Consider the following 15,802-nt stretch of genomic DNA (forward strand, 5'->3'; position numbering starts at 1 on the left):
CTCGTGTGATAATTTTGTTAATTTATAGTTGTTATACTCGGTATTTTTATTATGAATATTGCTCGTATTGACCTTAATTTGCTTGTGTATTTAGACATGCTGCTGCGCGAGCGTAACGTGACCCGCGCGGCGAATCAGTTAGGGATTACCCAGCCGGCGATGAGTAATGGATTGCGTCGCTTGCGCGATTTGTTTGAAGATCCGCTGTTGGTGCGAACCAGCGAGGGGATGATCCCAACCGAGCGAGCGCAAAAGCTTCAGCCGCAGATCCGAAATATCCTTGCCAATGTGGAAAAGACGGTGCAAACCACGACCGAGTTTCATGCTGAGGATAGCGAGCGCGTGTTTCGCATCATGGCCAGTGACTATGCCGAGTCCACGATTATTCAACCGCTATTGGAAAAACTGAGCGAAATTGCTCCCAAGATACGTTTGGACATCATGACACCGAGTGATGTGAGCTATCAGGATGTCGAGCAGGGGACGGTCGATATCGTCATCAACCGCTTTGATGATATCCCTCAGTCCTTCCACCAAATGAGCCTGTGGCACGATGGCTTTTCTTGTCTATTCAGCCGTGACAACCCCATCGCCGATAACTTTGATCTGTTCTCATATCTGAAAGCGCAGCATATCTGGGTAAGTAAAACCGGCATGGGCACTGGGCACGGCGTCAACCCAAGTCAAGCTCAGAAGCTAGGCTGGATTGATGAGGCGTTAATGAAGATAGGCAAAACGCGTAATATCACTGTGTTCACCCGCCACTACCTCTCCGCCATCCTTTTTGCTCAGCAGAAGAATCTGATTTTGACGATTCCGAGCAAGGCAGCCCAATCACAACGCAACAATCCCAAGTTGCTTATCAAACCTGCACCATTTGCGATTGAGCCGTTTGAAGTCAAGATGGCATGGAGTCCACTCTTGCAAAGTAATCCCGATCACCAATGGATGCGCCGCCTAATAAAAAGCGTCGCTAATGAGCTAGAAAGTGGCGTAACGGAGTAACAGAGAAGGTCAATTATAGGGGTATTTTTTCTATGAATGTTAACTATAAGTGGCATAAATTAGTCAAATTCTCCTCAGTTACGTAGATTTTTAAGTAGTGGTCATCGACTAATTCGAGAGAAATTTTATGAGCAATCGTATTCAACAGGGAAGCTTGAACATTGATAGCACCCTCTACAATTTGGTTAATGAGCAAATCATTCCCGGTACTGGCATTGAAGCCGACGCATTTTGGCAATCGTTCGAGTCGATCTTATCTGACCTAGCACCAAAAAATCGCGCGCTGCTCGTCAAGCGTGACGACCTACAACATCAAATTGATGTTTGGCATCAAGAGCGTGCGGGACAGGCCATTGACCCGACTGAGTACAAAACTTTCCTACAGCAGATTGGTTACCTAGTCCCTGAAGTTGAAGATTTTGAAATCACCACAGAAAACGTAGAACCAGAAATTGCGACACAAGCAGGTCCACAGCTGGTGGTACCTATTATGAATGCCCGTTTTGCACTTAACGCAGCGAATGCGCGTTGGGGTAGCTTGTATGATGCGTTGTACGGCACGGATGTGATTGGCGAAGAAGACGGTGCGGAGCGTGGTGGTAGCTTTAACCCAGTACGTGGTGAAAAAGTGGTTGCTTATGCTCGTGAGTTTCTTGACTCAGCAGCGCCACTCAACGGCGTATCACACCGAGAAGTTGCTCAGTACAGCATCAGCAATGTTAGTGTCGGTAACACCCTTACTGCCACCCTTACCAATGGTGAGGAAGTGACCTTGATGGATAGCACGCAGTTTATCGGCTATCAGGGAGAGGCGAGTTCACCGTCATGCATTCTTCTTAAACACAATAACCTTCATATCGAAATTCAAATCGACCCGAACACACCTATCGGTCGTGTAGATGTAGCGGGCATCAAAGATGTGGTTGTTGAAGCAGCGCTTACCACCATTATGGATTGTGAAGACTCGGTTGCAGCGGTAGATGGAGAGGATAAAGCACTGGCCTATCGTAACTGGTTAGGACTGATGAAGGGCGACCTGCAAGAGAGCCTAGAAAAGAATGGCAAAACCATTGTTCGAAGTCTAAATCCAGATCGTCAATATACCAGCGTGACGGGCGGAGAGATCCATCTTAAAGGCCGTAGTATGTTGTTTATTCGCAACGTCGGCCACTTGATGACGAACCCAGCGATCCTTGATAGTGCAGGGCGTGAAGTGCCTGAAGGTATTATGGATGCCATGATCACTTCGCTGATAGCTATCCATGATCTCAAAGGTAATAGCCAGTATCAAAACTCGACATCAGGCAGCATCAATATCGTTAAACCTAAGATGCACGGCCCTGAAGAAGTGGCGTTTACCAACGAGCTATTTACTCGAGTGGAAGATGCGCTTGGTCTGGAACGAAATACCATCAAAGTCGGCATTATGGATGAAGAGCGTCGCACCTCGGTTAACCTTAAAGCGTGTATTCATGCTGCGAAAGAGCGTGTCGTATTCATCAATACAGGCTTCTTGGATAGAACGGGTGATGAGATCCACACCAGTATGGAAGCGGGCGCATTTGCCCCGAAAGCGCAGTTGAAAACCATGACTTGGATTGGTGCTTACGAAGATCAAAACGTGGATCTCGGTTTAGCGTGCGGTCTACAAGGCAAAGCGCAAATCGGTAAAGGTATGTGGCCGGAGCCAGATAACATGGCAAAAATGATGGATGCTAAGATTGGTCACCCACAATCAGGTGCCAATACTGCATGGGTACCGTCACCGACTGCAGCGACGTTGCATGCGCTTCACTACCATCAAGTGAGCGTACCAAGCCGTCAAAAAGAGCTTCGTGAGCGCGTGATGGCGAGTGTGGATGATATCTTGACGATTCCACTATTAGGCTCGCAAAAGCTGACAGCAGAACAAATTCAGAGCGAGTTAGACAACAACGCGCAAGGCATTCTCGGCTATGTAGTACGCTGGATTGACCAAGGTGTTGGCTGTTCCAAAGTGCCAGATATTAATGATGTTGGTCTGATGGAAGATCGCGCTACGCTACGTATTTCAAGCCAGCATATTGCCAACTGGTTACGTCATGGTATTTGCACTGAATCTCAAGTGATGAAAACCATGCAGCGTATGGCACAAGTTGTTGACCAACAAAATGCCGACGACCCAAATTACAACAATATGGCCCCCAACTTTGACAGCAGCATTGCGTTCTCTGCCGCGTGTCAGTTGGTGTTCGAAGGCTGCGCACAGCCCAATGGCTATACCGAGCCCGTATTGCACGCAATGCGACTCAAATTAAAATCACAACAAAGATAAAACACTGTAATTACCAAGCCCAAGGTAACACCGCGCTTTCGAGCGCGGTTTTTTTTGCTCTGATGTAAGAGGTAAGCAAAGATCTACAGATAAAAAAACGCCAAGACAATAGGTCTTGGCGTCAAAAAAGATAGTAATAGTAAACTCGGGAGGGCTGAGTCTCCCAACACAAAAATCTTAAGGATCGTTGGCTACACATGTAGGGCAACGAAAGTGATCTTATATTCACACCGCTGATAACAACATTAGACTAAAGGGGTAAAGCGAACGTCATAGATGAAATCTGATTTTGCACTTTTATTAAGCAACTGCATTTGAATTTGCGAGCATCTTTGCTACCACGCATTTCAATGTTCCGTAGTCGTAGCGTTGTTCGAAGTGTTCATAGAGAGGCTTGAGGGCTCCGTCTTCAATAGTGTTCAACGCGATGATCTGCTGGTTAATGCCTTCTATTTCTTCGCTGGATAAAGCGACGACATTTGATAGTTCACAAACATTCAGTTCAATGGCACTCGCTAAGTGGGTTTGGACCGTGGTTGCTTTTAGCCCGCGAGCATTAGCGATATCTTGAACGGTAAGGCCTTGGTTCAATAGTGATAGCGATTCTAACTCAGTCTCTGAGAGAGTTTTCTCTGCCAATGATTTCGGTTCAATTACTGCAATGAATGCTTCACCATATTTTTCAATCTTTGCTTCACCCAATCCCGGTATGGTTGCCAGTTGGTCCAAGTGGGTAGGACGCTCGGTGGCGAGTGCTTCTAGCGTGACGTCTTGACAGATTACGTAAGCTGGAACCGATTGTTGTTTGGCAAGCTCAGATCGAACTTCACGAAGTCGCTCGAATTGAGGCATATCCGAGGTCAATAGTGAGCCCTTGCTTCTCTTTTTAGCGCCTTTAGTTGTTGACTGCTTCGAAACACGAATCTTTCTTAGTTCAATTGGGTGCTGCCCTTTAAGATAAGGCCGGCAAGTCTCGGTAAGTTGCAGGCTGCCATGTTCGCCGTGCGCTTCAAGCAAGTTCATCGCCAGCAATTGCCTGAATACACCTTGCCACTCTTTCGCGGATAACTCAGTGCCAATACCAAATGTCGATAGGGTATGGTGTTGATTTTGCGTGATGCGAGCGTCAGTTTTACCTAGCAGTATGTTCACCAAATAACTCACGCCAAATCGTTGTCCCGTTCGATAGACAGTGGATAGGGCTTTTTGCGTTGCTTGTAAGCCATCCCAAGTTTCTGGAGGGTTAAGACAGTTGTCGCAATTGCCGCAAGGCTCTGCAAGCGTCTCTCCAAAATAAGCGAGTAGAGATTGGCGTCGGCAGGTGGCGAGGTCGCAGTAGCCTAAGAGGCGGTTGAGCTTCTGAAGTGATACACGCTTATATTGTTCGGCGGCATCTGAGTTTTGAACCATTTGTCTTTGCAGCACCATGTCTTGCATACCAAAGGTCATCCATGCGTTGGCTGGCATTCCATCACGCCCTGCACGGCCCGTTTCTTGATAATACGCCTCAATGCTTTTAGGTAAACTGAGATGCGCGACAAATCGAACGTCAGGTTTATCTATACCCATACCAAACGCGATAGTGGCAACTACAATGATGCCATCCTCGCTCAAAAAGCGGCGCTGGTGGCTAGCTCTTTGCTCACTTGATAGGCCAGCATGGTAGGGTAGCGCGACTTTACCCATATCAGTAAGCCACTGAGCAGTTTCTTCGACCTTTTTACGAGATAGACAATAGACAATCCCTGCATCATCGGGATGGTGAGTGCTAATAAAGCTCCAAAGCTCTTTTTTTGCGTTGCCTGAATCGGACACATGATACTGAATATTTGGTCTGTCGAAGCTATGAACATAAACGTCAGCTTGTTCAAGTGCTAGCTGCGCGATGATCTCTTCTCGAGTCTTAAGATCAGCTGTTGCCGTCAGCGCAATTCTTGGTATGGATGGAAATCGCTGCTTAAGAACGCTGAGCTTTTGATACTCCGGGCGAAAATCATGACCCCATTGGCTCACACAGTGCGCTTCATCAATCGCAAAAAGAGATAAATTGGACTGCTCGAGTAAGCGCAGCGTTCGCTCCAATAAAAGACGCTCTGGAGCCACATATAAGATTTGTACTTCACCGGTTAGCACCTGTTGCTCGACCACTTGCTGATCATAAGAGCTGAGTGTTGAATTTAAGTACGCGGCGTTTACACCAACTTGATGCAGGGCTTCAACTTGATCTTGCATTAAAGCAATAAGCGGAGACACCACCACACCAACACCCTGACGAAGGATTGCTGGGATCTGGTAACAAATTGACTTACCACCACCTGTTGGCATCAAGGTTAATACATCTTTGCCAGCCATAAGAGAATCGATGATGTCGGATTGCTGGTGTCGAAAATCATCATAGCCAAATAAGGACTTGAGCAGTTCGTTAGGGGTCATAAGTAAATTGGAGTCGGTATCAGGTCGAGAATGAACCATGAGTCTGTCAGGAGGTGCTTTGCTTTTCAAGAGGGTGGTTGAGGTTTGTGCTTGTACTCGCAGTGGAAACGCTATTTTGTGCAAACGGAGTTGTACGACTTGCGAGAGAGGGGTTAGAACAAAAGGGGAAGTCGGGCTTAGCTTGGCATATAAGCCCGACTTATACGGAGCTTTGGATAATTTTGCATTTTCCATCGCCTTTGTTACCACAGTAAAACCAGGTAACAATTTTTTAGACACAAGGCAGTGAAAAAGTTCCACTGCTTTACTCTAAACGTGTACACATCATCAAAAGACTAGTTGATGTGAGAGAGAACAGGGCTTATAGGCCTTTGATGTTCTCAACTTCAAGTTCGTTGAAGTAACGAACCGTTTTAACTTTAAGCTCTTGTTGAGCTGCATCGTCAGCAACAATGATTGCTTTAGGGTGCATTTGTAGCGCTGTTACTGTCCACATATGGTTTACGCAGCCTTCTACGGCCATTTGCAGAGCTTGAGCTTTGTTGTGACCCATAGTAAGGATCATCACTTCTTCAGCATCTAGAAGAGTTGCAACACCAATAGTCAGGGCATACTTAGGCACTTGGTTGATGTCGTTGTCGAAGAAGCGAGAGTTTGCAATGCGAGTCTCAGTCGTCAGCGTTTTGATACGGGTACGAGAGTTTAGAGATGAACCAGGTTCGTTGAATGCGATGTGACCGTCGATACCGATACCGCCCATGAACAGGTTGATCTTGCCATATGAACGGATTTTTTCTTCGTAAGCTGCACAGTGAGCATCGATATCGTCGGCTAGACCATCAAGAAGGTTGATGTTCTCCTCTTGTACATCAACGTGGTTGAAGAAGTTATCGTACATGAAAGAGCGGTATGATTCTGGGTGCTCAGGGTCAATACCAACGTACTCGTCCATGTTGAACGTAACAACGTGCTTGAAGCTAACTTCACCAGCCTTGTGCATTTCAATCAGCGCTTTGTACGTTGATAGAGGTGTTCCACCAGTAGGCAGACCCAACACAAATGGTTTTTCCGCTGTTGGTTGGAAAGCATTGATACGCTCAACGATATGGCGTGCAGCCCACTTACCTACTTGTTCTGCGTTCTGTAATGGAATAAGTCTCATGTTGATCCCCTAATAAAAGAATTTAGTTTGTTCTGAAACATTAATTCGCATTATAAAAAAAGCTTTTCGACACGGCTATTACTTTTCTGTGAATTTTGCGATTTTTCTTGAACACGATCGCCTTTTAGTGGATTTGCTGCGGAAATGTAAACGAAATGGACTTCTTTAATCGTCAAAATTTTGAAGGAGAATAAAGTGACTTTGTTGATTAAAGCTAGAGAGGACAAAGGCAGGAGAGGTGCTGCCCTTGGAGTAAGACTTAGATTGCTTGCCCATTCGCTGTGACTGCGACATCAACATTGCCGCGAAGCGCATTTGAGTATGGGCATACTTGGTGAGCAACACGGACGAGTTCAACTGCTGCGCTGTCTTCTAGAGCAAGAGTCACATCCAGTGCTACGTCCAATACGAACCCACCTTCTTGATTAGGCTTCAGAGCTACTGTCGCTTTTGTAGGAGCCTGTTTCACAGCAATCTTTTGTTGTTGAGCAACGTGCAAGATCGCATTAGAAAAACACGCCGAATATCCAGCTGCGAATAATTGCTCTGGGTTAGTTGCAGCGCCAGTCCCGCCCAGCTCTTTTGGATAAGAGAGAGCAAGATCAAGTAGACCATCGTCGGTAGAAACCTGACCGTTACGACCCGCAAGAGCGGTGGCAGAAGTAGTATAGAGTGCTGACATGATGTATTCCTTTCTCAAGTTTTTAATTGTGTGAAATTAGGTTGTGCACAAACTATATTGTCAAAACGAACGGATTGCAAGTATATTGTGCACAACTTAATTGAAAAGATGACTGGTTATGGATCTAGAAAGCTCTGAAGCACTCGATTTGGATAAACAGGTCTGTTTTGCTCTTTACAGCGCGAGTAATGCGCTGACACGTGCCTACCGCCCAATTCTGGAACGAGTTGATCTTACTTATCTACAATATATGACGATGCTCGTGCTTTGGAAAAAAGCACCGATGAACGTTAAAGACATTGGCGCAGAGTTGAAGTTAGACTCTGGTACGCTAACCCCTTTGCTAAAACGTTTGGAGCAAAAAGGGTTGGTGGAAAGAAAACGTAGCGAAACCGACGAACGCGCTCGAATGATCTTTGTTACCGAAGAGGGCAACGCGGTTCGTGAAAAAGCGATGTCGATTCCTGGAGCCATAGCATGCAAGGCGAAACTATCAGAGGAAGAAGCCACAATGCTAAAGCGTATTTGTGAGCGCTTGACCAATAATTTAATGGATTAAAAAATGGATATCGAAGGACTTACACGGGTTGGGTTTAAGCATCTGCTAGCACTCCACGTGATGTTGGATACATGCAATGTAACTAAAGCAGCCGAACAGTTATCTGTGACTCCCTCAAGTGTGAGTAAAACTATTACTCAGCTTCGTGAAATTCTAGATGATGAGCTATTTTTCCGCGATGGTACGTCATTAACCCCGACACCTTATGCCGTAGAGATAGCGCCGCTTATCCATTCGATGCTGGCCAGCATGAATGGATTACTTAACCAAGCTCGCTTTGAGCCTAGTGCGTTTGAGGGGCGTTTTAGTTTATCAATGCGCGAAAGTACGTTCGAACTATTTGCACACTCGCTCGCGAAACTCTCTACTGATTACATCCCGAAAGCCAAGCTCAACATTATGACCAAGGCAAAGTTTGGCTTTGGTGCCCTGCACAGTGGTCAGGTCGATTTCATTATATTGCCGCATGATGTTAGCCAGCCACCAACCAATACCAAGGAGTTGGTTTGGGAAGTAGTACTGCAGGATGAGCTCGTGTGTCTAATGTCTCCGGAACACCCTTTGGCTGATGTAGAACTGACCGTCGAGCATTACCTTAATAGTCAGCATATCGGTATTGCGGAATCTGAGCTGAGCCGCCCTTATTTTGAGCAGACACTAAGACAACAACATGGCACACGAGAAGTGAAAATAGTCGTGCCTGATTTTGGTGCCGCGGCGGTAATGTGCCATCAGTCAGAGCTGCTTTTTACTTGCTCTAAGCATTGGGCCGATGTTGCTCGTCAAGCGAAAGGACTGACCGTTAAAACGTTACCTTTTGAGTATGGTAAAGTCGCATATAGCGTTGTTTGGAACCGAGCAAGTATTAATGACCCTGCGGTTCAATGGCTGTGTACATACCTTCGTGAGCTTGAGGTTTCTCCATAGTGGTTGCATATGGGACTAAGTTCTTGTAGCCTGAATTTTCATCACAAAGGATTTTCAATGCACTTTTCACACTCCTACCTCTGGCTCTCTCTTATTATGCCTCTAGCTCGGTAGGATTATTTGCGCCTGGCTACGAGTTGATTGTAGCCACCTCATACATTCATTCTCGTCGCCACCATTAAAAGGGAACAAGAATGAATCAAGCGACATCAGTAGAACCAAAATCCAACAGACAGAAGCAAGTGCAAGGGCTTATCTATGCTCTGATCGGAACTGCGCTTTTTTCGATTAAACCTATTTTCGTCAAGGTTGCTTATCAATATGGTGGTGATGCAACGGCGATCATGTCGCTTCGTGCATTAAGCTCCCTCCCATTTTATGCCCTGATTCTTCTTATGTTGTGCAAAAAGCCGGAACGTCGAACTCAGGTTACGCAGTTTGGTTGGCAAGCGGCTTTGGTAGGAGTGATGGGATACTATGTGGCGAGCTATCTCGATATTGCGGCGCTTGAATATATAAGCGCTCAGCTAGAGCGTCTATTGATTTTTCTTTTCCCAAGCATTGTTGTGATATTAAGCTGGATGTTTCTAGGGCAGAAGCCAACTGGGAATGTGCTGCGCGCCGTCGGTCTTGGCTATTTGGGTATCGCGGCAATACTGTTTCATGATGTTCAATCTCTAGGTGAGGAAATTTGGAAAGGAAGTGCCTTGGCGGTGGGCTCAGCGTTTGTCTTTGCGGTCTACTTGATGCTGAGCAAAAGTATTATCAGAAAGATGGGTAGTGACCTGTTCACGAGTATTGGAATGGGAAGCGCTGGCATTGCGATTATTACCCACTTGTCCCTATCTTCGGCTGAGATGAGTCAATGGTCTTTTGAGCTTATTGTACTCGGCGTATTGCTAGGCGTTTTTTGTACTGTTCTTCCTTCTTATTTTGTCGCAGCTGCAATGGCGAGATTGTCGCCAACAGAATTGAGTATTACGTCAAATATCGGACCTGGTGTGACCGCAGTCATGGCAGTAGCGATACTCTCAGAAGCCTTTACTTTGTACCATTTCATTGGGCTGTGTCTGGTGACTTTTTCTGTGTACAGTATGAAAAAATCGTCATGATACCCGCCGAAGATGCCGCTTTGCTGCGGCATCATTCAACGTATTGCCTAGCGCCAAGCACTACCAAATTGGATATAGGTCGTCCATTCTTCCGGACCTTTCGCAACATCAACACCGACGCGAAGCCCTAACTGCCTTGCGATAAGATAACGGAAACCGCCGCCCCGGGTGTAATGTACCTGACTTTTGGCAATGCTCTCGTCATGATTATAGGCGGTGCCCGCACCAACAAAGCCAAGTACTGTCCATCGGTCATCAATGTCGTAGCTGAGTTCGACTTCGCCAAGGGCGGTATTTTCGGCACGATAACGCATCGCCGCGATGCCTCTCATTTCAATAAAAGGTGTCGCGTAGACCGATGCTCTCGGATCGACATTCTCAGAGATAGACTTGAAATCAGCTCGCAAACCTAGCCCCCACTTATCGGATAGGCGAGAGTAGTTCTGCATGTAGGCGTTATACTTCTGGTAGTTAAACTGACCACCAAATGCTTTGTTGTGATAGTCCACTTTTACACCTGCTTTCGTGCCTTCGCTCGGTGAGAACTGGTTGTTGCGACTGTCGTACATAAAACGCCAACCCAGTTTTCCATCTTTCGGCGCCCAATCTGCGTGACTAAAGCCATCAAGTGTTGGTTTTGATGACATATAGCTGTATGAACCACCAACAAAAAAGTTGGAATAACCGAGTCTTACGTCTAATTCTTGAAAGAAGTATAAGCCCTCTAAACTCAGGTCCATTGGCGCTGATTCTGCCACAGGATAGAACTTGAGATTGAATTTGGCACCGAATAGGCCGCCGAGATAGCGAATGCGATCATTCATCCAGTTTCCTGAATGGAAGCCACCGTATAAATGACTGCCGTTATTGGTGCCTAACGCCATTAAACCAGATGTACTTGCAGGAATATCTTTAACTTCCTCCCCAGCTAATCGCTTCTGCTTGCGCTCTTCAGATTCGTGGAAAAACAACAATGCCGCGCCGCCACCAACACCAACCGCTGGGTCAGTAACCGTCAATGGAACAGGGAGAAAACCAACGGCGTTGTCGAGAATGAACTGACTACCGTCGAGCCGCCCATCTTGTGGATCGATGAAATTATCCATCATGCCTGCATGAGAAAAGGAGCCGCCGACTAAAGCACTGGTTATTAGAGATAGCCGTATCGATCTATTATTTAAGTTCATAGTTCAATGTGTCGCTTAAGGTGTGTTTATAGGTGCTCCATGCAATTTGTCCAATTATATCGGCATTTTAACGACGTTAATGTAATTTTTTGAGCGGCTAACTGTACTTGTTTTGAAAGTTGCGGCTTCATCCAATTGTTTATCGAATAGGTTCTATTTGATTATTAGGTTTTTTGCTCTAGTGGGGCGAGAGTTTTTTGACAGCCGGGCTCAATTAAAACGCAATTTCTATGATGAATAGTGGTTAGTTTTATACACTAGAGAAGGGCTAACGTTTTGTTCGATAAATTTGCGAACAAAACAGTATTTTATTGGGATTAAATGCGGTAATGTCCGCACACTCTATTATGGTTGTGTGTTAGCTATGGTTCGCAGATTTCAAGATTTGTCAGAAACGTCGAAAGGTGTCGTTGCTTCTATAATTGCCTCCTGTTTATTTGGTCTATTGCCGTTGTATGTTCAATTTCAACCCGATGTCGGAACCTTCCGTTCAGGCGGCGGTGCGGGCAATTGGATTGCGGCACAGCGAATCATTTGGAGCGTTTTGATTGTGATCGTGTTCTTAACGGTGAGTGGGCGCATTCAGCGCTTGTGGTCAGAGTTGAGAAAAACGCGCCGCTGGCATCGATATCTGTTTTCTGCTTTGCTTGTCGGTCCCCAATATTGGATTTTCGTATGGGCGCCGTTGTATGGCGAGACGCTCTCTGTTGCTCTGGGTTATTTTACGCTTCCCTTGGTACTAGTGGTGGTTGGCAAATTTGTTTACGGTGACAAGTTGTCTCCGCTTCAACTGATCGCGTGTTTAGTTGCTGCCATTGGGGTTATCTACGCTTATGTGATGGCAGAGGGGCTGTCTTGGATTGTTTTGCTGATTGCTCTTGGTTATCCAATCTATTTCATTCACCGTAAGACTCTTAATGTGCCGAGTGATGTTGGTTTCGCTTTGGATAACACGTTTTTATTACCAATCGCGTTTGGTGCTTTATTCTATCTGCTTCCAGTTGAACAAATTCAGCAAATAGAGCTAACCAGTTGGGTATATTATCTCGGATTAGCTATTGCAGGCTCTGTACCTATGCTGCTGTTCCTCTATGCATCTCAAGCGCTACCTATGTCAATCTTTGGGTTGCTTGGTTATGTTGAACCAGTATTGGTGTTTGGAGTTGGGTTACTGCTTGGTGAGCGAGTTGACGCCGCGGACATGCCTACCTATGTATTGGTCATGATCGCTCTGCTAATATTGGCTTTAGATGGCGTAAAAAGAGCAAAATCACACGGTGCTGTATGAAGCTAATCGTCAATCATCATTCTAATAATAGGAGTCATGCAATGTTAGAAGCGGTATGGTCGGAATATCAAAACGGGCTGCGTCGTTTCTTGCGTAGCAAGATCGCAAACGAAGCCGATGTTGATGATGTGCTTCAAGAGGTGTTGATTAAAACCTATAAGAACATAGACAAGCTTGAGAGCCCAGAGAGCATCAAGTCTTGGCTGTTCCAAATCGCCAACCGAAGTGTGATAGACCATTACCGTAAAGGTAACGCGACAGAGGATGTCGATTTAGACACATTTTGGACGGAGGAAGAGGAGGAACAAGTGAGTCGTGAGCTCGCTGAATGTCTGCTCCCAATGATGGAATCGCTGCCAGAGAGCGCCACTGCCTTAATTAAGTCGATTGATATAGACGGTCGCTCTCAGAAAGAGGTCGCTGAAGAGCTTGGTATAAGCTATTCAACACTTAAATCAAGAGTCCAAAAAAGTCGCCACGAGCTACGCGGCGTCTACGAGAAGTGTTGTCAGTTCTCGTTCGATACACAGGGTAACGTGATGGACTATGACCCCAAGTCGAAGAAGTGCAATAACTGCTAGTCAGCTACTTGGGTGATATCACCAACAGCCAGTTCGACTTCATTTTAGCTGGTCAATTAGATGACAGAATCAAACCTTCCAAGCGGTACCTCGAGCGTATTTTCTCCTGCTCGAATAGGGCTACCAACCATTTCGTCGTAAGCACTATCCTGTCTCAATACCGTTTCCGTCGCGGTTAAATTTTGACACAGCCTTCTCATATCGACGACGTTGTGCGTTCGAAGCAGTGACCCGTTATCATGAGTGACGTAGTGTTCTTCTCCGTCCAGTATTACCGACGCTTGGTACAACGACATTTCTAACGAATGAATGACTAATTTGTCGAATCTCGCGAACTGTTCAAGCGTGCTGAGTTTTGTATTCATGTCGCATTTCCTCCAATGTGTAACCGAGTTGTACGGCGACAAAAGGAAAACAACTTAAATTGTGGGGGGAATGGTTCTCGGCCGACATAAAGATGAATGTATTATTTACAATGTAAAATATAGGCAGCACAGTATCTCAGCTGCCCAAGTGTTATTACAAAGCGTGCATTTCACCCATTGTGAGTTTTGAAAGCTCAGAGTTCACCCGCAAGGATTCGTTGATGATGAGTCTTGGGTCATCAATGTCGATGCCTTGCTCGAGAGAATGTTTTGTTTTCGATGACAAGGTATTCAACATCTCAATTGAGGCTGAAATATCTTCAATGGAGCCTTTCAATGAGCTTAGCGATTGCAAACTAAACAGTTGTTCGGTGAGCTTGCTGAGCGCGAGCTCTAGGTCATAAGCTTCTTCGCTTAATCGAATGTTGGGTTTGTAGACCTCTAGTTGCCTTATCGTAGAAATTAACGTTTCTTGAAGGGTAAGTTGGTCCATGCTGCCTCCTTGCGCATCGGTTCTGAGCGTATGATGGGACAGCATCTTGTTAAGTCGAGCTAAAAAGAAAAAAATGAGATCAAGATCGCTCGTTACTTGATGAGCCCTTTAAGTTTTGCAAGACCCCAAGCAGCCGTTGTCACCACGTCTGGTATATCTCCTGCAATCAGCATCTGTTCGAATTCAGTAATTGGAAACGATTGAGTGATAAGATCTTCTTCCTCAGTATCAAGGTTGCGATCTTGCAAGGTGAGTTGCGTTGCGAGGTAGATATGACAGGTTTGGTTTAAAAAGCCATAGGCAATGAACTGTTTGCCAACGTACGTCATCTTATCAGCGATGAGACCGGTTTCTTCCTGCAACTCGCCTCGAGCTAGTTCTAGATGATCAGCATCAGGGTTCGATTCCCAGGCTCCTTGTGGCAATTCCCAGTAGCTTTCGGAAACGGTATAACGATACTGATTTACTAAATGAACTCGCTCATCTTCGATCGCGATGATGACCGCACAATCAGGCTTATCGACAACGCCATAAATGCCTTTGGCACCGCTTTCTCGCTGAATATCATCCTCTCGAACGGTCATCCATGGGTTTTGATAAACGACTTTTGAGCTTAGGGTTTTGATCGTCATGACTTCTTTACCTTAACAAAATCAGAAATCTAGCTTATCGAACTTTTTATGTTGGCGCTATTTAGAGATAGATTTTGATAACAAATAACCCTAGCACCGACGCCTCTATTTTGTTAAAACAGGGCACAAACCTGCCTGCGGGAATCATTGACTGAGGATAGCGGGTAAACAAACAATATTAATGAATAAAAAAGGACATCAACGTGGCACAGTCTCTACAGTTTGAAAAGTTCGTCGACCTTGATTTTGATTTAGCGGAATGCCCACGTTGGGATTGGCGCACTGACTCATGGATGTGGGTCAACATCAATGACGGAGAGCTTTGGCGTCATAAAGATGGCGTAAACGAGAAGCGTAAGTTTGATGATATGCTTGGCTGTTTTGCGATGCATGGCGACCAGGGCTTTATGCTCGGTATGAAAACGGGTATGTATTATCTCAGCGACTGGAATGCGGAATTAACGTCGCTAGTCCCTCTTGTTTCTGAGTTCCCGCGTATGCGCTACAACGACGGACGTTGTGCTCCAGGAGGACGTTTCGTTGCCGGCACACGTAACGGTGCGAAAGAAGGAGACCAAGGACAATTCTGGCAACTTCACCTAGATGGCACGATTGAGGCGTTACCTATGTTCGCATGGACATGTAATGGTTTAGCATTCTCACCGGATGGTCAGTGGTTATACTGGTCAGATACAGGCTCAAGCAAAGTGTACAAGCACGCATACAATGCTGAGACTGGCGAATACGGCGAGCAGGAGCTTCACTGCGACCTGGCTGACTATAACGGTCGTCCTGATGGCGCGAGTGTTGATGTCGATGGCAACTATTGGGTTGCGATGTACGCAGGTCAATCTGTGGTTAAGATCGCGCCGAATGGTGAAGTCCTTGCGGTGATTGACGTACCTTCGGAAAACCCAACAATGGTTGGTTTTGGCGGTAAAGATATGCGTGATGTGATTGTCACATCAGCTGCTGGCAGCAACGAAAAAGGCAAACTTGTTATTGCTAAAGACGTTGTAGAGGGGCTAAAAGAGCCGTTATCCAGCGTTAAGATCGCCTAAT

At 45.9% G+C, this 15,802-nt stretch carries 15 protein-coding genes; 8 read left to right on the plus strand and 7 right to left on the minus strand.

Translation table 11 applies throughout. The annotated features are described in order from the left end of the window. Positions 1-51: 51 nt before the first annotated feature. Together AC6I8U_RS22285 and AC6I8U_RS22290 are read left to right on the plus strand one after the other, a co-directional pair. Positions 52-1,005: a LysR family transcriptional regulator gene (locus tag AC6I8U_RS22285; protein ID WP_498018575.1), complete on the plus strand. Its 954-nt coding sequence runs from the start codon at positions 52-54 to the stop codon at positions 1,003-1,005. A 127-nt stretch (positions 1,006-1,132) separates the two neighbouring features. After that, entirely contained in the window at positions 1,133-3,319 is a 2,187-nt protein-coding gene (locus AC6I8U_RS22290) for a malate synthase G (protein WP_498018576.1), read from the plus strand. Between the two features lie 300 nt (positions 3,320-3,619). Here the strand turns inward: AC6I8U_RS22290 and recQ are convergent, their stop codons facing one another. The 3 genes from recQ to ohr form a co-directional block, all read right to left on the minus strand. Further along, positions 3,620-5,752, minus strand: a complete 2,133-nt coding sequence (gene recQ, locus AC6I8U_RS22295) for a DNA helicase RecQ (RefSeq protein ID WP_498019632.1) — start codon at positions 5,750-5,752, stop codon at positions 3,620-3,622. 361 nt (positions 5,753-6,113) lie between these two features. Then, positions 6,114-6,914: a glucosamine-6-phosphate deaminase gene (gene nagB / locus AC6I8U_RS22300; RefSeq protein WP_042470706.1), complete on the minus strand. Its 801-nt coding sequence runs from the start codon at positions 6,912-6,914 to the stop codon at positions 6,114-6,116. A 259-nt stretch (positions 6,915-7,173) separates the two neighbouring features. Next, positions 7,174-7,596, minus strand: a complete 423-nt coding sequence (gene ohr / locus AC6I8U_RS22305; protein ID WP_498018577.1) for an organic hydroperoxide reductase Ohr — start codon at positions 7,594-7,596, stop codon at positions 7,174-7,176. A gap of 118 nt (positions 7,597-7,714) precedes the next feature. Between ohr and ohrR the strand changes: the two genes are divergently transcribed. The 3 genes from ohrR to AC6I8U_RS22320 all read left to right on the plus strand — a co-directional run bounded on the left by ohrR (position 7,715) and on the right by AC6I8U_RS22320 (position 10,194). Then, the gene (gene ohrR, locus AC6I8U_RS22310) at positions 7,715-8,155 is read left to right on the plus strand and encodes a transcriptional regulator OhrR (protein ID WP_498018578.1); all 441 of its coding nucleotides are present in this window, start codon (positions 7,715-7,717) and stop codon (positions 8,153-8,155) included. A gap of 3 nt (positions 8,156-8,158) precedes the next feature. After that, positions 8,159-9,082, plus strand: coding sequence for a LysR family transcriptional regulator (locus AC6I8U_RS22315; RefSeq protein WP_234497340.1), 924 nt, complete (start codon positions 8,159-8,161; stop codon positions 9,080-9,082). A 194-nt stretch (positions 9,083-9,276) separates the two neighbouring features. Further along, on the plus strand, positions 9,277-10,194 hold the full coding sequence (locus tag AC6I8U_RS22320; RefSeq protein ID WP_498018579.1) for a DMT family transporter: 918 nt from the start codon (positions 9,277-9,279) through the stop codon (positions 10,192-10,194). A 47-nt stretch (positions 10,195-10,241) separates the two neighbouring features. Here the strand turns inward: AC6I8U_RS22320 and AC6I8U_RS22325 are convergent, their stop codons facing one another. After that, complete coding sequence (locus AC6I8U_RS22325) at positions 10,242-11,381, minus strand: BamA/TamA family outer membrane protein (protein ID WP_498018580.1); 1,140 nt, start codon at positions 11,379-11,381, stop codon at positions 10,242-10,244. A gap of 364 nt (positions 11,382-11,745) precedes the next feature. On the opposite strand from AC6I8U_RS22325, the gene rarD reads away from it, so the two are divergent. Then, positions 11,746-12,669, plus strand: coding sequence for an EamA family transporter RarD (gene rarD / locus AC6I8U_RS22330; protein WP_498018581.1), 924 nt, complete (start codon positions 11,746-11,748; stop codon positions 12,667-12,669). A gap of 41 nt (positions 12,670-12,710) precedes the next feature. Beyond that, positions 12,711-13,250, plus strand: a complete 540-nt coding sequence (gene sigZ, locus AC6I8U_RS22335) for an RNA polymerase sigma factor SigZ (protein ID WP_498018582.1) — start codon at positions 12,711-12,713, stop codon at positions 13,248-13,250. A gap of 56 nt (positions 13,251-13,306) precedes the next feature. Here the strand turns inward: sigZ and AC6I8U_RS22340 are convergent, their stop codons facing one another. The 3 genes from AC6I8U_RS22340 to AC6I8U_RS22350 all read right to left on the minus strand — a co-directional run bounded on the left by AC6I8U_RS22340 (position 13,307) and on the right by AC6I8U_RS22350 (position 14,740). Then, positions 13,307-13,615, minus strand: coding sequence for a DUF6482 family protein (locus tag AC6I8U_RS22340; RefSeq protein WP_252016383.1), 309 nt, complete (start codon positions 13,613-13,615; stop codon positions 13,307-13,309). 154 nt (positions 13,616-13,769) lie between these two features. Beyond that, complete coding sequence (locus AC6I8U_RS22345) at positions 13,770-14,108, minus strand: hypothetical protein (protein WP_498018583.1); 339 nt, start codon at positions 14,106-14,108, stop codon at positions 13,770-13,772. A gap of 92 nt (positions 14,109-14,200) precedes the next feature. Continuing rightward, positions 14,201-14,740 carry an NUDIX domain-containing protein gene (locus AC6I8U_RS22350; RefSeq protein ID WP_498018584.1) on the minus strand — a complete coding sequence of 180 codons (540 nt, stop codon included), beginning with the start codon at positions 14,738-14,740 and terminating at the stop codon, positions 14,201-14,203. A gap of 203 nt (positions 14,741-14,943) precedes the next feature. Here AC6I8U_RS22350 and AC6I8U_RS22355 point away from each other — a divergent pair, with 203 nt between their 5' ends. Continuing rightward, positions 14,944-15,801 carry an SMP-30/gluconolactonase/LRE family protein gene (locus AC6I8U_RS22355; RefSeq protein ID WP_252016392.1) on the plus strand — a complete coding sequence of 286 codons (858 nt, stop codon included), beginning with the start codon at positions 14,944-14,946 and terminating at the stop codon, positions 15,799-15,801. Position 15,802 lies beyond the last annotated feature (1 nt).

Source organism: Vibrio sp. KUL80 (assembly GCF_059725495.1).